A 19,502-nucleotide genomic window follows, 5' to 3' on the forward strand; every position below is an offset into this window, starting at 1 on the left:
GGGGGCTGCAGTTCAGTCAACTCCGCTGCCAGATCACCGAACAGGGCATTTCACTAGGCACGTTGTAGGCACGGGCCAAGCGGATTCTCGCTAGGCTTCCGGGCGCCCAACTCGACCAGCGGACGGCGGGATGATGGCGAACGAGATCCTGCGCCGACTGAGGCGCGAGCAGCGATGGACGCAGGCCCAGGCCGCCCAACGGGTGTGCACACAGGTCCAAGCGGCCACAGGCCGTTACCCCGAACTCGATGCGAATTGGATCTCCCGGCTGGAACGCGGAGCGATCACCTGGCCCTCGGGCGACTACAGGGCGGCGCTGTGCGCGGTGTTCGGTGTCTCAAGCGAGGCAGAGCTGGGCTTGCACCCGAAGGGAGAGCCGACCGGCAGAGCTTCCGCGTATGAGGCCTCTTCGGCGCTCGGCAATGAGGCGAGCAGCCTCCAGGCCGATACGGAGCTGTCAGCACGGCTCGCCCGACATGCGGCAGCTACCAACGTCAACGAATTGGTGCTGGAGCAGTTCGACGCCGACCTGGAGCGTCTCGCCAGAGACTTCGTCAGCCGGCCCCTGTCCCTGCTGGTCCCGGAGATCCGCTCCCTGCGCACGGACGTGTTCCGATTACTCGAGGGACGCCAGCATCCTGGTCAGACGCGACACCTGTACGTGCTCGCAGGCTGGTTGTCCGGCCTCGCGGCGCACGTGTCCCTCGACCTCGGCCACCAGCCCTCCGCCTCCACCCATGCGCGGACGGTGGTGCAGTGCGCGGAGATCGCGGAACACCCGAGACTGCGAGCCTGGGCACGCTCATTCCAGTCGCTGGCCGCTTACTGGACGGGCGACTACAGGCGAGCCGCAGATCTGGCACGGGCCGGACGCGAGGACGGCCGGGGGCCGGGCTCAGGAACGCTCACGGCACGACTGCTAAGCCTGGAGGCCCGTGCCCTCGCAGCCCACGGAGACGGCCGCAGCGCGTTGCGCTCCCTCGCACTGGCCCATGACGCCCGCAGCAACGCGGAACGAGACGAACTGCCAGGCGTCTTCGCCTTCCCCGAGGCCAAGCAGTGGGCCTACACGGGCACCACGCTGCTTGCCATCGACGGCGACGAACAAGTCCAGCGGGCTATAGCGGCGTCCAACCGCGCCGTGGAGCTGTACCAGGCCGGGGCTGAAGGCGACCGGTCCTCCGGAGACCTGCACGCCGCGCATCTGGACCTGGCGACCGCATACCTGGCGAGCGGCGAAGTGGAAGGAGCCGGTACGGAACTCGCCGCGGTCCTCGGCGCGGATCAGTACACCGCGAGCATCACCATCAGGCTTCGCAAACTGGGCACGCTCATCGGCAGCGGGCCGTACCGTGACTCACGGCCGGTGATCGATCTTCGGGAGCACATCCGCGAGGTAACCGACCGGCCCGCTCTCGTCAGCACACCCACGGAGCCGCGATGACCACCCAGCCCACGAACGACCCTTCCGTGACCGACCGGCACCTGCTCTCCACCCGGGCGTACGGCACCGGCCAGCACCTTGCCGCCCGCCAGTCCCTCTACCAGTGGCAGACCCCGCGACACGACCTCCCCGGCATCGTCGTCGACGAGCTGGCCGGCATCCGTGGGGCAGTTGCGGACGTGGGCTGCGGCAACGGCAAGTTCGTACAGCGGGTACGCGCCGACCGGCCGGACCTGACCGTTCTCCCCATGGACATCTCTCCCGGCATCGTGGCAGGCGTCGCCGGTGCCGTGGCCGGCGACGCCCAGAGACTCCCGATCGCGGACGGGGCTCTGGGCGCAGTACTGGCCATGCACATGCTCTACCACGTCGAGGACCAGGCCCGAGCCACCCAAGAGCTGGGTCGTGTCCTGGCCCAGGGAGGCATTGCCATCGCGTCCACGAACAGCCGGACGGACAAGCAGGAACTGGAGGACCTCTGGCGACGAGCCGCCGGCGACGTCCTCGGCGTCGCTGAGGGACCGGCACGCGTCCAGCTCTCAGCCCGCTTCACCCTGGAAGACGCCCCGGTCATCCTGGGCGCCGTCTTCGATGATGTCCGCACCATCCCTCTCCCAGGCGTGATTGAGGTGACCGACGCCGCGCCCGTGGTCGCCCACCTGGCCTCGTACGAGGCATGGGCCGACCAAATGGGCGTGCCGTTCAAGGAAACGATCGAACGGGCCCGCGAAAGGGTGGGCGAGACCATCCGGGCAGAGGGCGCATTCCGAATTACCTGCCTCGGCGGAATCCTGGTCTGTCGCGTGGCGGGCGGGTAGGCCGCGGCCTTCCGCCCAAGGAGCGCTCAGGGGCCCGGCTTGAAGAGGTCGAGGATGGGGAGGTAGCGAGCCCAGTTGCTGCCGAACAGCGCCATCATGATCAGCACTGCCCAAGCGGTTCCTGCGGCAACCGTTGCCATGTCGGCAAGGCCGAGGGAGGCCAGCCCGACGACGCCCCCGGCGATCAGCACGACAGCCGCAGCTACACGGAGCACCTCTCGGTCGCGGACCGGCTGCTTGCCCTCCAGCGCAGGCTTGGGGAGGAGAGATCCGATGTGGCCGGCCACATGTTGCTCGGCGATCGTCGCGGCCAGACCGGCGATCTCGCTGAGCACCGCCGCGTGATCATCGTGTCCCAAGGTGGCCTCTGCTTCTCGTAGCTTGGCGACCACCTGACCGGCGTGGACCTTCAGCTCTCGGCGCCGGGGGGACAGGAAGGCAACGGTCCCGGAACGGCGATGCGCCCGCATCACGTCCCCCTCAAGGCGGCGCAACGCCGTCCCAACCGCGGACAACTTCTCCGCCCGCTGAGCATGGCTGGCGCCATACGCCTCGGAGCAGGCTCTGATCGTTGCCTTGCACTCCAAGGTGAGCAGGTTGCGGACGAACGGCAGACCGGCCCCTCTCGTCTTCACGCACAGCTTCATGAGCAACGTGACCGTAATTGCCCACGCCGCGGCCCAGCGCCAAGGCGGGGCGTGCTGTCGGTAGAGGCCCAGCACGATGACGAAGTACGCGACCGCGAGATAGGCAAGCATGGTCGCAGCGAGGATGAAGACGAACCACGGGACTTCCGCTGCGTACGTGTGCCGTAGAGCTACCTTCAGTCGCGGTGGAATGGGCCACCATCCGTATCCCAGCCGATCAAGGTCGGCGCGGAGTTCCGCTATCGCCTCGTCGCCCCAGCGCCGTGCGCGCCGGCCCCACCGCGCCCGTAACGAGATGTTCAGACGCATGGCTGCGAGCATGCCACCCATCACCGACAGTGGTTGCCTCGCGACTGATGCCGGTTCCATCAACAGCACAGTCGACAGCCCTCTCTGCTGACCTCGCACGAGGGCGAACCTCATTCTGAAACGGCCAGTATCGGGGCCCTGCTGCCGGGAGATGAGCCATGGCCAACAGGCGCTCTTACGCCTACGGAGTTCCTCACCCACACTGGCGGCCGACACCAGGGGGAGGAAACGGGTGGCAGCTCGTAAGCCGAAGCGCCGGTCGTCCCGGCGCAAGCGCAGGGACGACCGGCTCGCTGCGGGAGCCGTCGGAAGTATCGCTGTCCTCGGCGTGCTCACGTCGTCATGGGCCGTGATCTGGCCCTACCTCGTCGGGACTCTGGTCATCGGGGCGGTGACCGCGGGAGGCTGGTGGCTGTGGAAGACCGACCGGCTCATCCGCAGCGGTGACCGGACGTGGCGCCATGAGGACGCGGTCAACACTGGCCACCGGACGCTCACCGAAGTCGACGCGATGGACGGAACGGACTTCGAGGAGTTCGTGGCCGGCCTGTGCCGACGGGACGGATGCACCGACGTGCGCCGGGTCGGTCGCTCGCACGACGACGGCGCGGACGTCCGGGGACGACTTCCCGACGGCCGGACCATGGTGATCCAGTGCAAGCGCTACAACCCGAAGCGGAAGATCTCCAATAGCGAGGTCCGCAACCTCCTCGGATCCCAGGTGCACTTCGGCGCCGACGTTGCGATCTTCGTGACCACCACCTACTTCAGCGGCCCTGCCGAGCGCTGCGCCGTGCAGAACGGCGTCATGGCCGTCCACCGCGACCACCTCGGCCTGTGGAACAACGGCGCCGCACTGTCCGCCCTCGCCTCTGTCAACGGCTCCGGCCAGGGAGACCGCCAACACCGGGCCCGCCGGAAGAAGACGTACGGGTAGCCGGAGCTGCGGATTCTGCCGTTGACGGCCTCCAGACGTCGTCGGACTGGCTCAATGGACTCATGGAGATCGGGGAGCGCTGGGCCTATCGAGCAAGGCCGAAGGAACTGGGTGGTGCACTGCGCCGAGTGGAGATCGTCCGAGTGGGCGGTGCCGGCAGATCCGGGAGCGTCCATGTGCGCTTCTTGGATGGTGACGCGGCCGGCCTCCAGGAATGGGTGAGCCCCAGCTGTCTGCTCGTGCTCTGGGCTGACGTCGACGACTTCCGGGCGGACGACGCGGCGGAGCTGGCCCTGGCGGAGGCATCGAGGGCAGTGCGGGGAAGCGCCGAATTCGAGGCGGCCCGGATGATCCTCGGCCTCGTCCGACCCAAGGGCCGACTACGCCTGCGTAAGGCGGTAGCCGACGCGGGCGTCCTGGAGCTTGGGCACCTCGATGAGACCGCGCCACTCGTCGGCATGGACGCTGCCCAACTGCGCAACGACCCCATGCTCCACGAGGACCGCAACGGCTGCTCCCTGGCGGGCTGGCCGATCACCGAACGGATCGCACGCCAGGCCGCCCTGCGGCTGGCCGACGAGATCCTCCCGGAGGTCGACCAGCGCCAACAAGCCATGGAAGAGGAACGCGACCGGTCTTCCTGGTATGGCTACCAGCGAGGGGACGACCGGAAGCTGGACGCGGAGAAGGAAGCCCTGCGCACCGTGAGGGAATGGTGCGGACAGGAGAAGGCAGAGCGCCACGACGAGCTGGTGGCCCTGAGGGAGGAAGTGCTACGACTTGGGGAACTGGTCGAGCGTGCCGTGAAGGCGCTTCGCGACCGGGGCCACGGCGTCATCGCCTCCACCATTGAGCGCGACCTGGGCGTCCATATCTCCAGCCTTGGTCCAGACGTTCGTCGCTGAACGCCCGCGAGCGCTCCGGCTCCGGCCGTACCTCCGGCTGGGCCGGGGCGGGCTTCGCCGGCGGCTTCTCCTTCTCGGGACGATGCGGGTGCCAGCCGTTGAGGAACGGACGAAGCTGGTCCCCCGTCGGCTCCGCGTGGAAGTTCCGCCCGCGGAGCCCCTTGCGGCTCAGGACGGGATCCAGCCGGTCTGCCTCTGACCGCCCCCACGCCGACCACTCCCGAAGGCTCCCTGCCTCGGCTGGGTCGTCCGCCTGGTCAGCGGCCTCGTCGAGTGCGTCGCAGAAGGCCCGGATCTCACCGGCGGCTCACCATTGGTCCAGAGCCGTCCCGAACGTCTCGGCCCGCGCCGCGTCCACCGCCTTGATCGAAGCCACGCTGACCGCGGCCTCCCACTTCTCCTGACGCCGCTGCCGCTTCTCCGCTTCTAGCCGTTGGCGCTCGGCTTCCTGCCTCGCCCGCTCCTCCTGCAGCCGACGCTGCTCCGCCTCGCGCTCCTCCCTCAGACGGCGCTGTTCCGCCTCGTACTTCAGCCTGGCCCGCTCCTGCTCCTGCGCCCGTGCCTTCAGTACCTTGAAGACCGCATCGATCTGGTCTTCCAGCAGTTTCCCCTCGGTGTCGGCCCACTCGGTCTTGATGCCGAGGCGCAACTCGAGCTCCCCGGACGGCTCGAACCGGTGCGCTGGCGTCACCCGCTGCCAGTCATAGGTACGCCGGCCCGGCTGCTTGGGCACGTACCGGACCTGCCGCTGCCGCTCACGGAAGCTGATCTCGTACGTGATGCCATGGACGGTGAGCAGCGGCCTCGGCTGTTTGCGCTTCCTGGACACCGTGATCTCGCCATGGAGGGTGAAGGCGCGCTCGGCGAACAGCCGGATCAGAGAGAGAACCCGGGGGAGTACCTCTTCCGAGACCTCGAAGGCGCTGTGGTCCTTCTCGACTGCGGCGATCACATCGTCGATGTCGGTCAGAGTCCTGCTGCGCGCGAGCCGGATGCGGTTCCACTCGGTGTCATCCTCGCCGCTCACCCGGAGCAGCCCGAAGCAGATGTCTCCCTTGGCCCGCCCGGTGTACTTCAGGTGGTACTCCTCAGGAGCGCACTGCCTGGCCGCATCGAAGGCCCGCCGGTACCGGGCCCGCTCGGCCTCACCCGGGTCCGGGATGCGCAGGAAACGCCCAGCCTGCTGCACCTCCGCGATCAAGGCCGCCCCGATGTCCGCTGGGGAGGGCTGCCGAACCTTGGCCGCACGCTGCACACGCCGTTTGGGTTCGGCTGGGCTCTTGGGCTCGGGACGCTCAGACTCTTGGGCCGCGGCAGCGGTCGCAGCCGTCTGGGACCTTCGAGGCGCGGGTTCAGGGCGGTCCGGGTGATGACCGTGCTGGAGGTAGAAGCGCCCGGCATCGGAAATCTCCGCCTGCCACCGCCCGCCTGCCTGCGGCATGGTGATGAGGCCCCGCTCCTTCAGGACGCGCGCGGTGCGAGCGAGCTCCGGCGAGTCGGAGGCGACGGGTTCGGCGCCCTCGCCAATGCGCTTGAGGAGGACAAGCTGACGATCGTTGAGCGGCGTCCAACGGTGCATGTGATCGTCGTACCGTCACTGATCCCGCCAGCACAAGCCGTGGGTGGATCGAAGTGCCAGACCAGCTGGACTGACTTCCACTCCTCCTGCTCCCCCTGTGTCCTCTGGGGCCGGCGCGTGCGCGCTGGGTTCAGGCGGCGTCGCTTGCGACGGACGGATGCCTTCGCGGGCCGAACACGGTATTGAAGGCGCGGCAGTGCGTCGTAGGTACGAGCAAGTACGGCGCGCCCGAGCCGGTTCGGACCGAGCGGGGGCCGGTCTGTCCCGCTGTGAGGGCGTCGTACGGGGTGAGGACGTCGAGGTTGTCGAACACGTAATAGAGGGGCAGCTCGGTCCAGGCGACGAGCTGGAGGTGTGCGCGGACCGCGGAGCTTTCGATGGCGTGACGGTGCGTCGCCCGACTGGTCATGCTGCTCTTGCAGTCGATCATTGCGACGTGCCCCTCCTTGGCGGCGAGGAGGTCGGGAGTCCAGCGGAGGGCACTGTCGGTCTTTCGGAGCGCGGCTTGAACGGGGTGGGTGAGGACTCCCTGTCCCCACGGGTTGACCGCCCATCCGCGTGCGGTCAGTTCCTCGGCGATGCGCTGCTCGTGGGCGTCCCCCACGGCCTTCCTCTGCTGAAAGCTCGGCATGAGGTGAAGTGTTGCGCAGCTCGCTCCGGTCAAAACGAGGGGCGGCTGCAGACCGGCCAGGCGGAGCCCCGCAGAACCCGTCCGTCTGCGTTCGACGGCGTCCGCCCCAGTCCGGCTGCGTCTCAGTGTGTCTGGACGAACTTGGCCGGAAGTCGTCCGCGCAGGGCCTACTTTGCTCCGATGGTGGTCTGCCCCAGCAGGCTTGGCGCCCCGCTGTCGGCCACATGCCGGTCATCCGAGACCTTCGGGGAGCCGACGCGCTCCCCGAAGGTCCGACGGCATTCGCGGTCAGCTGAGGCGAAGTCGGCGCAGGGCCATGACGGTGCCGTCGGGGTGGAGGGAGACGGGACCTCGCCACCTGGCGTCCCAGGGGTCGGTGTCCCAGGAGTCGCGGAGGGCATGTGCCTCGTGGCGGTACTGCTCGACCCTGCCGTCACGGAGGTGGGCGAAGAGGTCTTCCGCCAGGCCGGAGAATGCTTCCACGCGGACGCCGTTGAGGCGGAAGACGTGGTCGGTGCCCACGAACTTCTTGCCGTGGATGGTGTGGGTGACGTCTTGGACGATGCCGGTGCCGGCGTGGGTGAAGGTTTCGAAGTGGCCCTTGCCCTGGCGCTTGGTGAGGTACCGGGCCGTGGGTTCGCCGCCTCCGGTGAAGGCCATCAGGCCGGCGGCGTCGGCCTGGGCGAGCACCCGGCCGAACCAGCCGCACTCCTCGGGACGCACGTGGTAGCCGACCGGTGGTTCCTCGTTCGGGCCGATCGGGGCGTCGATGCCGGGACGGATGCTGCGGTCTTCGATGGGAGTGTCGAGGTGGAGATCCTTCGCATCCCAGAGCGTGCCGTCGCCCGGGGCGTGGAGTCCGTAGAGCGTGATGCTCTCGCTCTTCTTGGGGAGGGTGGTGCCGAACACGAAGGCCGGCGTCTCGTTGTACGGGCCGATGTGGATTCCCTCCACGTCGGCGGAGGCGGTGGCGAGCTGCTTGTGGACCTGGGCGGCGTTGCCGTGGGTGCCCTTGCACGTGACCGGGATGACCCGCGAGGGTTCGTCGGGGCGCCAGACCTCCAGGAAGAAGGTCGGCCGACGCGGGGCGCTGCTTCGTCCGGCCTCTTTGCCTGTCAGCGTCCAGCCGGCCCGCATGGCTGTTTCGGCGTCGATGACCGAGACCGAATGGTCCGGATACTGCGCCGCGAGCACGCGTCGGGTGAGTGCCAGGGCGAAGCCGATGCCGAGCTCGCCCGACTGGGTGGCGGCGTAGTGGCGCCTGGGATTGCGGCCCTCAGTGGACAGTGCCATGTAGCGGCCGTCATTGCCGGCGAGGGCTTGGCAGTACTTCAGGCTGGCCCAGTGCTCGGCGAGCCCTCGCCCGGCTCCTTGGCGGGCGAGGACGTTGGCCCGTCCCAGGGAGTGCAGGACGTCCCAGGGGGTGAGCTGGAGCGATATGCCGAGTGGCTTGATGGGTAAGGGCCGGAGTTCTGGCTTGCGGCGGAGAGGAGCCTGACCCTTCTCCCGTTTGGCCTTGTCGTCCGTGGTCGCAGCTTTCGCAACGCTGCCCGCGAGTTCCGGTGTCGAGTGAACGGCCACGTTCCATGGCTGCGCGAGATCCCTCAGCACGTCTGCTCGCTTCAAGCTGCTTCCCCCTACGTCCGTACGGGTGTTACAGGCCAACGTCGCAAGCTACGTGGGGGAGTAGGGGCGCATGAAGGGCGTAAGCGCGCACATCGCCGATGTCGGCCCCCATCTTTGGATGGGGGCCGACCAGTCAGGCGTTGACCTGCGCCATGTCGGCGTCCGCGCTGCTGTCGCTCAGGGCGGCGAGGTAGCGCTCGGCGTCGAGGGCCGCTGCGCAGCCGGATCCGGCTGCGGTGATGGCCTGGCGGTAGGTGTGGTCGACGACGTCGCCGGCTGCGAAGACGCCGGGGATGTTTGTACGGGTCGAGGGCGAGGCGACTTGGATGTAGCCCTCGTCGTCGAGGTCGACCTGGCCGGTGAAGAGTTCGGTGCGGGGGTCGTGTCCGATGGCGATGAAGAGGCCGGTGACGTCGAGGTCGCGGAGCTTGCCGGTGAAGGTGTCTCGCAGGACGACGCCGGAGAGCATGCCGTTGGTGTCCTTGATCTCGGCGATTTCGCTGTCGAAGGCGAAGGAGATCTTGTCGTCGGGGAACGCCCGGTTCTGCATGACCTTGGAGGCGCGCAGGGTGGAGCGGCGGTGGACGATGGTGACCGAGCGGGCGAAGCGGGTGAGGAAGGTGGCCTCTTCCATGGCGGTGTCGCCGCCGCCGACCACGACGATGTCGCGGTCGCGGAAGAAGAACCCGTCGCAGGTGGCGCACCAGGACACCCCGCGGCCGGAGAGCTCGTCCTCCTTGGGCAGGCCGAGCTTGCGGTAGCCGGAGCCGGTCGCGATGATCACGGACTTCGCGCGGTGGACGGTGCCTTCGGAGTCGGTGACTTCCTTGATGGTGCCGGTGAGGTTCACGGAGACGATGTCGTCGTCGATCATCTCGGCGCCGAACTTCTCGGCCTGGGCCCGCATGTTGAGCATGAGGTCCGGGCCGTCGATCCCGTCGGGGAAGCCGGGGAAGTTCTCCACCTCGGTGGTCGTGGTCAGGGAGCCGCCGACGAAGATGGAGCTGCCGAACAGCAGGGGCTTCAGCTGTGCGCGGGCGGTGTAGAGGGCGGCGGTGTATCCGGCGGGGCCGGAGCCTATGACGATGACGTCGCGGACGTCGTCGGTCGGGGTCGTCTCGGTCACGTCGTGTGCCTCAGGCCTTCGACTTGGCGTCGATCTCGGCGATGAGGCCCTCGATGAGGCCCTTGATCTCGTCGCGGATGGGGCGGACGGCCTCGACGCCCTGGCCGGCGGGGTCCTCGAGCTGCCAGTCGAGGTAGGTCTTGCCGGGGAAGTACGGGCAGGCGTCGCCGCAGCCCATGGTGATGATGTAGTCGGACGCCTGGGCGGCCTCGGGGGTGAGGACCTTGGGCTTCTGGTCGGAGATGTCGATGCCCAGCTCGGCCATCGCGGCTACGGCCGAGGGGTTGATCTGGTCGCCGGGCATGGAGCCGGCGGAGCGGACCTCGACGCGGTCGCCCGCGAGGTGGCGCAGGAACCCGGCCGCCATCTGGGAGCGGCCCGCGTTGTGGATGCAGACGAACAGGACGGAGGCGGCAGGAGCGGAGGACATCTGTTCTTCCTTGGGGTGAGGCGACTGCGGTGGGGATTTGTGGGGGCTTCTAGGGGGCGAGCTGGGTGAGCAGCTCGGTGATGCGGGCGTCGATGGCGTCGCGGATGTCGCGGACGACGGCGATCGGCGCTCCGTCGGGATCGGGCACGGGCCAGTCGAGGTAGCGGCGGCCGGGGACGACGGGGCAGGCGTCGCCGCAGCCCATCGTGATCACGATGTCGGCGGCCTGGACGACCTCTTCGGTCAGCGGCTTGGGGTAGGCGTCGGCCAGGTCCGCGCCCGCCTCGGTCAGCGCCTGCGCGATGTGCGGCTCGACCTCGTCGGCCGGGTGGGTGCCGGCGGAGGAGACGGTCACCGCATCGCCGGCCCGGTGGGCCAGGAGGGCGGCGGCCATCTGGGAGCGGCCGGCGTTGTGGCTGCATACGAAGAGCACGCGGGTTGGCCCGCTCGTCAGCCCTTGGGTGTGGGCGAGGGCGTCCAGGCGGTCGGCGGTCAGCCGTTCCGCGAGTATGACGAGGTGGGTGCGGATCCGGGCGTGCTCGGCGAGCCGCGTGTACGAGTCGGCGAGCAGACCCAGCACGGTTTCCGGTGCGAAGCGGCCGGCGTACCGGGTGGCGAGACGGGCGGCCCCGGCCGCCAGGCGTTCGTCCGGCAGGAGGGGCGAGGAAGGCGGGGGCATGGCGTTCCCGTTCAAAGGAGCCAATAAGGTCAGCTCGGGCTGGTGTCAGCCCCAACTGATGTGACAGTATCAGTCCATGATGACGTCAGTCGACACTGATCTGCTCCGGGTTCTGGCCGACCCGCTCAGGCTTCAGATCGTGACCCTGCTCGCCCGCGAAACGCTCTGCACCACCCATCTCGTGGAGGAGACGGGTGCCAAGCAGACGAACCTCTCCAACCACATGAAGGTGCTGCGGGAGGCGGGGGTCGTGGAGACGGAGCCCTGCGGGAGGTACATCTACTACCGCCTGCGCCCGGAAGTCATCGAAGCCCTCGCCGGTCAATTTGCCGACCTCGCCCAGACCGCGCGAGCCACCGCCGAAGCGAACCTCAAGCGGTCCTGCCCATAGGCCCTCGCGCCTTGTCCGCCCTGCCTCACCTGCCCGAGGAGAACCTGCCGTGACCGCCACCGAGCCCGCCGCGAGCGACGCCATAGCCCCCGCCGAGGCATCGCCGCAGCCCGCGCCCGGCGCGACCCCGCCCCGTACCCCGCTGATCGCCCGCGCGGCCGCCGAGCTGGTCGGCACCGCCGCCCTGGTCGCGATTGTGGTCGGCTCCGGCATCCAGGCTACCGAGTTGACGCAGGACGTCGCGCTCCAGCTGCTGGCTAACTCCACCGCAACGGTCTTCGGCCTCGGCGTGCTGATCGCCCTCCTCGGGCCGGTCTCCGGCGCCCACTTCAACCCGGCCGTCACCCTGGCCGAGTGGTGGACCGCCCGACGCGGTGGCGCCGGCGTCAATGCCCGCGAGCTCGCCGTCTACGTCCCCTCGCAGATCGTCGGTGCCATCGCGGGCGCGATCCTGGCGGACGCGATGTTCGGCGAGCCGCTGGTGAAGTGGTCGCAGCACGACCGGTCCGCCGGCAACCTCCTGCTCGGCGAGGTCGTCGCCACCGCGGGCCTGATCCTGCTGATCTTCGGCCTCGCGCGCACGGACAGGCTCCGCTTCGCCCCTGTCGCCGTGGCCTCGTACATCGGCGCCGCGTACTGGTTCACCTCCTCCACCTCCTTCGCCAACCCGGCGGTCACCGTCGGACGCGCCTTCACGGACACCTTCGCCGGCATCGCCCCTGCCTCGGTGCCCGGCTTCGTCGCCATGCAGCTGATCGGTGCCGCGGTGGGCCTGGCGCTGGTGGCGGTCATCTTCATGCGCGGCAAGACCGGGCAGGACAAGCCCGCGGTATGACGCAGCGCACCGACGTGGTGGTGATCGGCGGCGGCCAGTCCGGGCTTGCCGCCGGCTACCACCTGCGCCGCCTGGGCATCGAGCACGTCATCCTCGACGCCCGGACGGCGCCCGGCGGAGCCTGGCGGCACACCTGGGACTCCCTGCGCCTGTTCTCCCCGGCCGAGTACTCGTCCCTGCCCGGTCGGCTCATGCCGGTCCAGCCCGGCGAGACCTACCCGGACGCGCAGCACGTCGTCGACTATCTCGCCGACTACGAGAAGCGGTACGAGCTGCCCGTGCAGCGCGGGGTGTGGGTGGAAGCGGTCCACCGCGACGGCGCCTTCCTGCGCGTCGCGACGGACAGCGGCGACTGGCAGGCCCGCGCCGTCGTCAGCGCCACCGGCACCTGGACCCGCCCCTTCCTCCCGGCAGTCCCCGGCCGCCGCGAGTACACCGGCCGCCAGCTCCACACTGTCCAGTACCAGAGCCCCGCCGAGTTCTCCGGACAGCGGGTCATCGTCGTCGGAGGCGGCAACTCCGGCGCGCAGATCGCCGCCGACCTCGCCCGCCCCGGTATCGACCTGACCTGGGTCACGCAGCGCCCGCCCCGCTACCTCGCCGACGACATCGACGGCCGAGCCCTCTTCGACCACGCCACCGCCCGCCGCCGCGCCTTGGACGAAGGCCGCACCGACACCGGCGGAGTCGCCTCCCTCGGCGACATCGTCGCCGTCCCGCCCGTACGCGCCGCTCGGGATGCCGGACTCCTGGCCGCGAAGCCGATGTTCAGCCGTCTCACCGCCTCCGGCGTTCAGTGGGCCGATGGCACGGTCACGGAAGTCGATGTGGTCATCTGGTGCACCGGCTTCCGGCCCGCGCTTGCTCCCTTCTCGGCCCTGCGCCTACGTGGCAGCCGAGGGCACATCGCCACCGTTGGCACCCGGGCGGTGGACGAACCGCGCCTGCACCTGCTCGGCTACGGCGACTGGACCGGCCCCGCCTCCGCCACCCTCATCGGCGTCGGCCGCCCCGCCCGCGACGCAGCCCGGGAGATCCGCGACCTGCTGGCCTGACCTGACCACCCCCGGCTTCAGCGGGCGGGAAGAGCCGAAGGCCCGGTGACATCAGTCGTGCCGGGCCAGCTTGTATGCGGAGACGAGAAGGATCACGGCCAGTGCGGGGATCAGGACCAGGTCCGGGAACACTCCGAGGAGCAAGCCGCCCAAGACCGCGCCGGCGATCGAGCCCGCAGCCATGATCGTGGTGAACCGGAGGTTGGCGCCCAGTACGGCGAAGCTGCCGTCGCGGCTGTAGCGGGCGAACGCGACGAGCATGGTCGGCAGGGACACCAGCAGGGAGAGGCTGCCGGCGGTCTTGATGTCCTGTCCGAAGAGCAGCACGATCGTCGGGATCAGCAGTTCCCCGCCGGCGACGCCCATGATCGCCGCGACCACGCCGATGCCGAAGCCGGCCGCGATCCCGGCGGGAATCTGGGCCCACAGCGGCAGGTCGAGCGTGGCCAGGGTGGTGGTGTGCGTGAGGACCAGGGCGGCCGCCATCAGCACCATCAGGGCGGACAGGACCTTGTACAGGGTGGCGGAGCGCATCCGGACGGCCCAGGAAGCGCCGGCCCACGCACCGAGCAGGCTGCCGGCCAGGAGATTGGCCGCGACGGGCCAACGGGCGGCCACCTCGGCGGCCGGGACCGCGGCCAGCCGGGCGGGGAGCGCGACCAGGACGACGACCAGGCTCATCGCCTTGTTGAGGATGACCGCCGAGAGGGCGGCGAAGCCGAAGAGGCCGATCAGCAGCGGCAGGCGGAACTCCGCGCCGCCCAGCCCGATCATCCCGCCCAGAACACCGATCGCCGCGCCTGCCGCGAACACCGCGGGTGCTGTGTGTGTCGGGCGGAGGCTATCGAGGCTCGATTCGGTACGCATCACGGCATCCTTGCTGGTCACCGGCCCTCCCGCTACGGCCAGGCCCCAGCTTCGGGGAATGCCACCGGCTGGCGGAACGGGACTCGTCGAGACCTCCGAGCCGCAGATCCCTCCGCCCTGCCCGGCACCCGCAGCCCTCGGCGCTGCCTGACCCACCTGTGCCTGCGTGAGCCGCTACGTCAGGACGGGGCTGCGGCGCTCCAGCAGGATCACGTCCCGCCAGACCCCATGGTGGCGGCCGATCCGTTCGCGGGTGCCGATGATCCGGAACCCGGCGCGCGCGTGCAGGGCGAGACTGGCGTTGTTCTCGGGGAAGATCCCTGACTGGATCGTCCAGATCCCCGCCGCCTCCGTGGAAGCGATCAGCGCATCCAAGAGGGCGCGGGCGACGCCGTGGCCGCGGGCTTCGGGGTGGACGTACACGGAGTGTTCGACCACGCCCGCGTACGCACACCGGTCAGAGACCGTGCTCGCAGCGACCCAGCCCAGCACCCGGCCGCCGTCGTCGAGGGCGACGAAGCGGTGGCCGGGCAGCTTGGCCTTGTCGAAGGCGGCCCAGTCGGGGGCCTGGGTCTCGAAGGTGGCGTTGCCTTCGTCGATGCCAGCCTGATAGATGCCCAGTACCTGCTCGGCATGCTCTGGGAGAAGTACCTCGATCCGCATCCCGGTCACGCTGCCTTCGCCGCGCCGGACAGCAGCGCGCCCATGGCGGCGAGGACGGACGGCTCGACCCGGTAGTAGACCCAGGTCCCGCGCCGTTCGGAGGACAGCAGGCCGGCTTCCTTGAGCTTCTTGAGGTGGTGGGAGACGGTGGGCTGCGAGACGCCAACGTCCGAGATGTCGCACACGCACGCCTCTCCGCCCTCGTGGGAGGCGACGGCGGAGAACAAGCGCAGGCGCACCGGGTCGCCCAGGGCCTTGAACATCTTCGCCGCGACCTCGGCCTCGTCCGCCGACATGGGGCGTTCGTTCAGCGGGGGGCAGCAGGGCGCGACGGCCTCGGGCTCCAGGAGCGGCAGTACCTTCGCATTCGACATGCGTCTATGTTGACACATGTCGAACCAGAGTGGCAGGGGTCTCAGGCGTGGGCCAGGTAGGCGGCCAGGCGGCGTGCCGCCCGCTCGGCGTCCCGGCCGACGCCTCGCAGGGAGTTCGAGGACAGGCTGCGCTGCCACTCCAGGCCGACGAAGGCCAGGCCTGGGTGTGCGGGGGAAGCGCCGTCCCGGTGCCGGGGCCGGCCGGAGGTGTCGAGGGCGCCGTCGAGCCCGGCCAGGTAGGGCAGGTCCGGGCGGTAGCCGGTGGCCAGGATCAGCGCATCCAGTCTCTCGGTGGTGCCGTCGGTCCAGGTGACCTCGTCGCCGTCCAGGCGCTGGAACATCGGGCGCCGGTCGGGGATGCCGGCCGCCAGGGCGGCGCGGTAGCGGCCGTCGTCCAGGACCGGCTGGCCGGGCGGGGTCCGCAACAGGCGCCCCAGCGGTGCGGTGTCGAGGCCCGTGCGGGTCAGCCAGAAGTGCAGATCCCTCCCCAGCAGGTGCTGGCGGGCGAACTTCACCGGCGCCCGCGTGGCCAGCGTGGTCCGGCTTTCACGGGCGAGCTCGGCGGCTATCTGGACCGCGGAGTTTCCCGCCCCGACCACCACGACCCGCTGGCCGGCGAACGCGGCCGGGCTGCGGTAGTCGGCCGCGTGCAGGACCTGCCCGCCGAAGGTCTCCAGGCCCGGCAGGTCGGGGTGGTGGGGGCGGCCGAACCTGCCCGAGGCCGCGACCACCGCCCGCGCCGACAGTCGCCCGCCGCCCTCCAGTTCGACCGTGAATGCGCCGCCGTCGGCCAGGACCGCGGCCACGCGCTGCCCGGTGCGGATATCGGCCTGCAGGCGGTGGGCGTAGGCGGTCAGGTAGGCGACGACTTCGTCCCGGTGCGGGTAGCGGTCCGGATCCCCGCCGAACGGCATGCCGGGCAGTGCGCTGAACCGGGCCGGGGAGAAGAGGGTCAGGCTGTCGTAGTAGCGCGGCCACGAGCCTGCGGCCTGGTTCGACGCCTCCAGTACCAATGGCTTCAGCCCTCCCGTGGCCAGTGCGTTCGCGGCTGCCAGCCCAGACTGCCCGCCCCCGATGACGGCGACTTCCACGTACTCCACGGCAACCTCCGATAAATAGATGAACGTCTATGTTGACGTCTATCGATACAGGTGCCATGCTGATCACGCAAGCCATCGACAAACTTCGAAACACCAGGGAGTCGTCATGAACGAGTCGGTCAACCCCAGCCCGAACCACGCCGAGACGGCGGCTTCCTGTTGTGGCCCCGCCCCGGCCGCGCGCACCGCAGAGGTGGCTCCCGCCGAGTCCTCACCGTGTTGTGGCACCAGCGAGGGCGCGGAATCTGCCGGAGCCTGCTGCGACCCCCAGTCCAAGCGCGAGGCCGTCGCTACCGGCGCCGGCTGCTGCTGACCACCCGAGCCCCGCCCTGCCCACTTGCCCGCCCCGCACAAGACCCGGAGACCTGTCATGAGCGAGAACACCACTGAGCTGCCCGTCGTCGTCATCGGGGCCGGCCCCGCCGGACTCGCGGCCGCCGCCCACCTCGTCGACCGCGGCCTGGAACCCCTTGTTCTGGAAGCCGGCCCCGTCGCCGGATCCGCGGTCCGCGAGTGGGCCCACGTGCGGCTGTTCTCCCGGTGGGGCGAGGTCGTCGACCCGGCCGCCGAGAAGCTCCTCGCTCCGACCGGCTGGGTCAAGCCCGCCGAGGACACCTACCCCTCCGGCGGGGACTGGGCCGAGCGGTACCTGCAGCCGCTGGCCGACGTCCTGGGCGAGCAGGTGCGCTATGACGCCCGTGTCACCGGCGTCTCTCGCACCGGCCGGGACCGCATCGTCGACGCCGACCGCGAGGCCCAGCCCTTCGTCGTCCACTACGAGAGCGCCGAAGGCCGTGAGCAGCGGGTCTTCGCTCGTGCGGTCATCGACGCGTCCGGCACCTGGTCCACCCCCAGCCCCGCCGGCGGCAGCGGCCTGGCGGCTCTCGGCGAGAAGGCCGCCGTAGACCGCATCACCTACCGCGTCCCGTACCTGAAGGACCCCGCCGTCCGTGCCCGGTACGCGGGCAAGCGCACCGCGGTCATCGGCTCCGGCGCCTCCGCCTTCACCGCCCTCGCCTACCTGGCTGACCTCGCCAAGGCCGACGACGGCACCGGCACGCACGCCACGTGGATCCTGCGCCGGGGCATCTCCGGCTCGACCTTCGGCGGCGGCGAGGCGGACCAGCTGCCCGCCCGCGGCGCCCTGGGCCTGGCGGCGAAGGCCGCGGTCGACGGCGGCTACGCCGACGCGGTCACCGGCTTCCGCACCGACACCGTCGAGCGCGACGAGGCCGGCCGCGTGGTCCTCGTCGGGGAAGACGGCCGCCGCCTGGACGCGGTGGACGAGGTCATCGTCCTGACCGGCTTCCGCCCCGACCTGTCCTTCCTGGCCGAACTGCGCCTCGGCCTGGACGAGCGCCTGCAGGCTCCGGTCGAGCTCGCTCCGCTGATCGACCCGAACCAGCACTCCTGCGGCACCGTCTACCCGCACGGCGTGAACGAGCTGTCCCACCCGGAGAAGGACGTGTACCTCGTCGGCATGAAGTCCTACGGCCGCGCCCCGACCTTCCTCGCCATGACCGGCTACGAGCAGGTCCGCTCCATCGCGGCCCACCTCGCCGGCGACCACGAGGCCGCCGAGCGCGTCGAACTCACCCTCCCCGAAACCGGAGTCTGCGGCGGCGCCGGCCTCTTCGACGAGCCCGCAGCCGCGGAGGAGACCGGTGGCGGCTGCTGCGCGGCCCCGGCCACCCTCACCATCGGCGCCGCTCCCGTATCCTCCGGCGGCTGCTGAGGTGAGCAACCTTCAAAGCGGCGTGGCCGCGACCGGGACGGGGGTCCGGTCGCGGCCACGCGCCGTCCTGCCCGCCCTCTGCCTCACCCAGATCACCAGCTGGGGCATCGTCTACTACGCCTTCCCCGTCCTCAATCCCGCCATTGCCGCGGACACCGGCTGGAGCACGGGCGCCACCACCGCGGCGTTCTCCGCCGCCCTCGTCGTCTCCGCCATAGCGGGGATCTACGTCGGACGCGTCCTGGACCACCGCGGCCCTCGCCTGGTCATGACCACAGGCTCCGTTCTCGGCGCCCTGAGCCTGCTGCTGATAGCCGCGGCCCCCAACCCGGCCGTCTTCTTCGCGGGATGGCTGCTCGCCGGAACAGCGATGGCCGCCACCTTCTACCAGCCGGCCTTCGCCGCCCTCACCCGCTGGTGGGCCCCCGACCACGTCCGCGCCCTCACCATCGTCACCCTCGCAGGCGGCCTCGCCTCCACCGTCTTCGCGCCCCTGACCGCGATCCTCGCCGACCGCATGTCCTGGCGCGCCACCTACACGGTGCTCGCCGGGATCCTCGCCGTCCTGACCGTCCCGGCCCACGCCCTCGCCCTCAAAGCCCCTTGGCCGCCGGCTCCTCCGAGTCCGCCGCACGTCAATGGCGGGCACGAACAGGTGGTGCGCAGCCGGGCGTTCTGGATGCTGGCCGTCACGTTCACCCTGTCCGCGTTCGCGATGTACGCCGTCGTCATCGGCATCGTCCCCCTCCTGATCGAACGCGGCTACACCACCACCCAGGCCGCATGGGTCCTCGGCCTCGGCGGCGCCGGTCAGACCCTTGGCCGGACCCTGTACGCGACGCTCGCCCGCCGCCTGGGTGTCACCGCCCGCACCGTCACCCTGATCGCGCTCGGCGCCCTCACCACCGCGGCCCTCGCCGCCGTGGCTGGCCCGTATGCCCTACTCGTCGCCGTCTCCGTCCTCGCCGGGGTGATCCGAGGGAACCTCACCCTCCTCCAGGCCACCGCAATCACCGACCGCTGGGGCACCACCCACTACGGCCGACTCTCCGGCCTCCTCGGAGCACCCGCCCACGCAGCCGCCGCCCTCGCCCCCTTCGCCGGCGCAATCTTGGCCGGCCCGCTCGGCGGCTACCCCGCCCTGTTCGCCTTGCTTGCCGGGCTGGCGGTCACCGCTGCCGTTACCGCCCTCGGAGCCCGCACGCACCACCCCGAGGGTGAGGTGACAATCTCCGTCGGCGTGAGCTGAGATCGACACCCTGGGACACCACAGGCGGGTGCCCCGACACGGCGGACTCCTCGTCCGCGGCGGACAGCTAAAGGCAACGGCCCATGCCGCATTACACCTTGA

20 protein-coding genes are annotated in these 19,502 nt (G+C 70.2%); 9 read left to right on the top strand and 11 right to left on the bottom strand.

Annotated features, from left to right (window positions below; translation table 11 throughout):
- Positions 1-130 precede the first annotated feature (130 nt).
- Both ACPU2J_RS29225 and ACPU2J_RS29230 read left to right on the top strand, forming a co-directional pair.
- Positions 131-1,444, top strand: a complete 1,314-nt coding sequence (locus ACPU2J_RS29225; protein ID WP_423834355.1) for a helix-turn-helix domain-containing protein — start codon at positions 131-133, stop codon at positions 1,442-1,444.
- Complete coding sequence (locus ACPU2J_RS29230; RefSeq protein ID WP_423834356.1) at positions 1,441-2,262, top strand: class I SAM-dependent methyltransferase; 822 nt, start codon at positions 1,441-1,443, stop codon at positions 2,260-2,262. The genes ACPU2J_RS29225 and ACPU2J_RS29230 overlap by 4 nt, the downstream gene beginning before the upstream one ends.
- A gap of 26 nt (positions 2,263-2,288) precedes the next feature.
- Here the strand turns inward: ACPU2J_RS29230 and ACPU2J_RS29235 are convergent, their stop codons facing one another.
- Positions 2,289-3,218 carry a hypothetical protein gene (locus ACPU2J_RS29235; RefSeq protein WP_423834357.1) on the bottom strand — a complete coding sequence of 310 codons (930 nt, stop codon included), beginning with the start codon at positions 3,216-3,218 and terminating at the stop codon, positions 2,289-2,291.
- A 232-nt stretch (positions 3,219-3,450) separates the two neighbouring features.
- On the opposite strand from ACPU2J_RS29235, the gene ACPU2J_RS29240 reads away from it, so the two are divergent.
- A complete protein-coding gene (locus ACPU2J_RS29240; RefSeq protein ID WP_423834358.1) occupies positions 3,451-4,155 on the top strand; it encodes a restriction endonuclease in 705 nt (234 codons plus the stop codon).
- A 62-nt stretch (positions 4,156-4,217) separates the two neighbouring features.
- Positions 4,218-5,060: a PE-PGRS family protein gene (locus tag ACPU2J_RS29245; protein ID WP_423834359.1), complete on the top strand. Its 843-nt coding sequence runs from the start codon at positions 4,218-4,220 to the stop codon at positions 5,058-5,060.
- A 307-nt stretch (positions 5,061-5,367) separates the two neighbouring features.
- Here ACPU2J_RS29245 and ACPU2J_RS29250 read toward each other — a convergent pair whose 3' ends face one another.
- From ACPU2J_RS29250 to ACPU2J_RS29275, 6 genes are all read right to left on the bottom strand, one after another.
- Positions 5,368-6,639 (bottom strand): PE-PGRS family protein, encoded by a 1,272-nt coding sequence (locus tag ACPU2J_RS29250; RefSeq protein ID WP_423834360.1) that lies wholly within the window; start codon positions 6,637-6,639, stop codon positions 5,368-5,370.
- Between the two features lie 130 nt (positions 6,640-6,769).
- Positions 6,770-7,270 carry a hypothetical protein gene (locus ACPU2J_RS29255; protein ID WP_423834361.1) on the bottom strand — a complete coding sequence of 167 codons (501 nt, stop codon included), beginning with the start codon at positions 7,268-7,270 and terminating at the stop codon, positions 6,770-6,772.
- 288 nt (positions 7,271-7,558) lie between these two features.
- On the bottom strand, positions 7,559-8,896 hold the full coding sequence (locus tag ACPU2J_RS29260; protein ID WP_423834362.1) for a hypothetical protein: 1,338 nt from the start codon (positions 8,894-8,896) through the stop codon (positions 7,559-7,561).
- 133 nt (positions 8,897-9,029) lie between these two features.
- Positions 9,030-10,022: a thioredoxin-disulfide reductase gene (gene trxB / locus ACPU2J_RS29265; protein ID WP_423834363.1), complete on the bottom strand. Its 993-nt coding sequence runs from the start codon at positions 10,020-10,022 to the stop codon at positions 9,030-9,032.
- 10 nt (positions 10,023-10,032) lie between these two features.
- On the bottom strand, positions 10,033-10,452 hold the full coding sequence (locus tag ACPU2J_RS29270) for an arsenate reductase ArsC (protein ID WP_382641125.1): 420 nt from the start codon (positions 10,450-10,452) through the stop codon (positions 10,033-10,035).
- 49 nt (positions 10,453-10,501) lie between these two features.
- Positions 10,502-11,131, bottom strand: coding sequence for a low molecular weight phosphatase family protein (locus ACPU2J_RS29275; protein WP_423834364.1), 630 nt, complete (start codon positions 11,129-11,131; stop codon positions 10,502-10,504).
- A gap of 76 nt (positions 11,132-11,207) precedes the next feature.
- Between ACPU2J_RS29275 and ACPU2J_RS29280 the strand changes: the two genes are divergently transcribed.
- From ACPU2J_RS29280 to ACPU2J_RS29290, 3 genes are read left to right on the top strand one after another with little or no spacing between them, the layout of a single operon-like run.
- The gene (locus ACPU2J_RS29280) at positions 11,208-11,522 is read left to right on the top strand and encodes an ArsR/SmtB family transcription factor (RefSeq protein WP_053625536.1); all 315 of its coding nucleotides are present in this window, start codon (positions 11,208-11,210) and stop codon (positions 11,520-11,522) included.
- Positions 11,523-11,571: 49 nt separating this feature from the next.
- Entirely contained in the window at positions 11,572-12,357 is a 786-nt protein-coding gene (locus tag ACPU2J_RS29285) for an aquaporin (protein WP_423834365.1), read from the top strand.
- Complete coding sequence (locus ACPU2J_RS29290; RefSeq protein WP_423834366.1) at positions 12,354-13,412, top strand: ArsO family NAD(P)H-dependent flavin-containing monooxygenase; 1,059 nt, start codon at positions 12,354-12,356, stop codon at positions 13,410-13,412. Before ACPU2J_RS29285 ends, ACPU2J_RS29290 begins: the two co-directional genes overlap by 4 nt.
- 51 nt (positions 13,413-13,463) lie before the next feature.
- Here ACPU2J_RS29290 and ACPU2J_RS29295 read toward each other — a convergent pair whose 3' ends face one another.
- The 4 genes from ACPU2J_RS29295 to ACPU2J_RS29310 form a co-directional block, all read right to left on the bottom strand.
- The gene (locus ACPU2J_RS29295; RefSeq protein WP_423834367.1) at positions 13,464-14,279 is read right to left on the bottom strand and encodes a sulfite exporter TauE/SafE family protein; all 816 of its coding nucleotides are present in this window, start codon (positions 14,277-14,279) and stop codon (positions 13,464-13,466) included.
- Positions 14,280-14,453: 174 nt separating this feature from the next.
- Positions 14,454-14,942, bottom strand: a complete 489-nt coding sequence (locus ACPU2J_RS29300) for an N-acetyltransferase family protein (RefSeq protein ID WP_423834368.1) — start codon at positions 14,940-14,942, stop codon at positions 14,454-14,456.
- Between the two features lie 5 nt (positions 14,943-14,947).
- A complete protein-coding gene (locus tag ACPU2J_RS29305; RefSeq protein WP_046776627.1) occupies positions 14,948-15,316 on the bottom strand; it encodes an ArsR/SmtB family transcription factor in 369 nt (122 codons plus the stop codon).
- A gap of 41 nt (positions 15,317-15,357) precedes the next feature.
- Positions 15,358-16,416 (bottom strand): flavin-containing monooxygenase, encoded by a 1,059-nt coding sequence (locus ACPU2J_RS29310; RefSeq protein ID WP_423834369.1) that lies wholly within the window; start codon positions 16,414-16,416, stop codon positions 15,358-15,360.
- A gap of 370 nt (positions 16,417-16,786) precedes the next feature.
- Between ACPU2J_RS29310 and ACPU2J_RS29315 the strand changes: the two genes are divergently transcribed.
- Both ACPU2J_RS29315 and ACPU2J_RS29320 read left to right on the top strand, forming a co-directional pair.
- Entirely contained in the window at positions 16,787-18,151 is a 1,365-nt protein-coding gene (locus ACPU2J_RS29315; RefSeq protein ID WP_423834370.1) for an NAD(P)-binding domain-containing protein, read from the top strand.
- A gap of 1 nt (position 18,152) precedes the next feature.
- Positions 18,153-19,400, top strand: a complete 1,248-nt coding sequence (locus ACPU2J_RS29320; protein WP_423834371.1) for an MFS transporter — start codon at positions 18,153-18,155, stop codon at positions 19,398-19,400.
- Positions 19,401-19,502: the final 102 nt, after the last annotated feature.

This window comes from Streptomyces manipurensis (assembly GCF_049570255.1).
Lineage (GTDB): Bacteria > Actinomycetota > Actinomycetes > Streptomycetales > Streptomycetaceae > Streptomyces > Streptomyces manipurensis.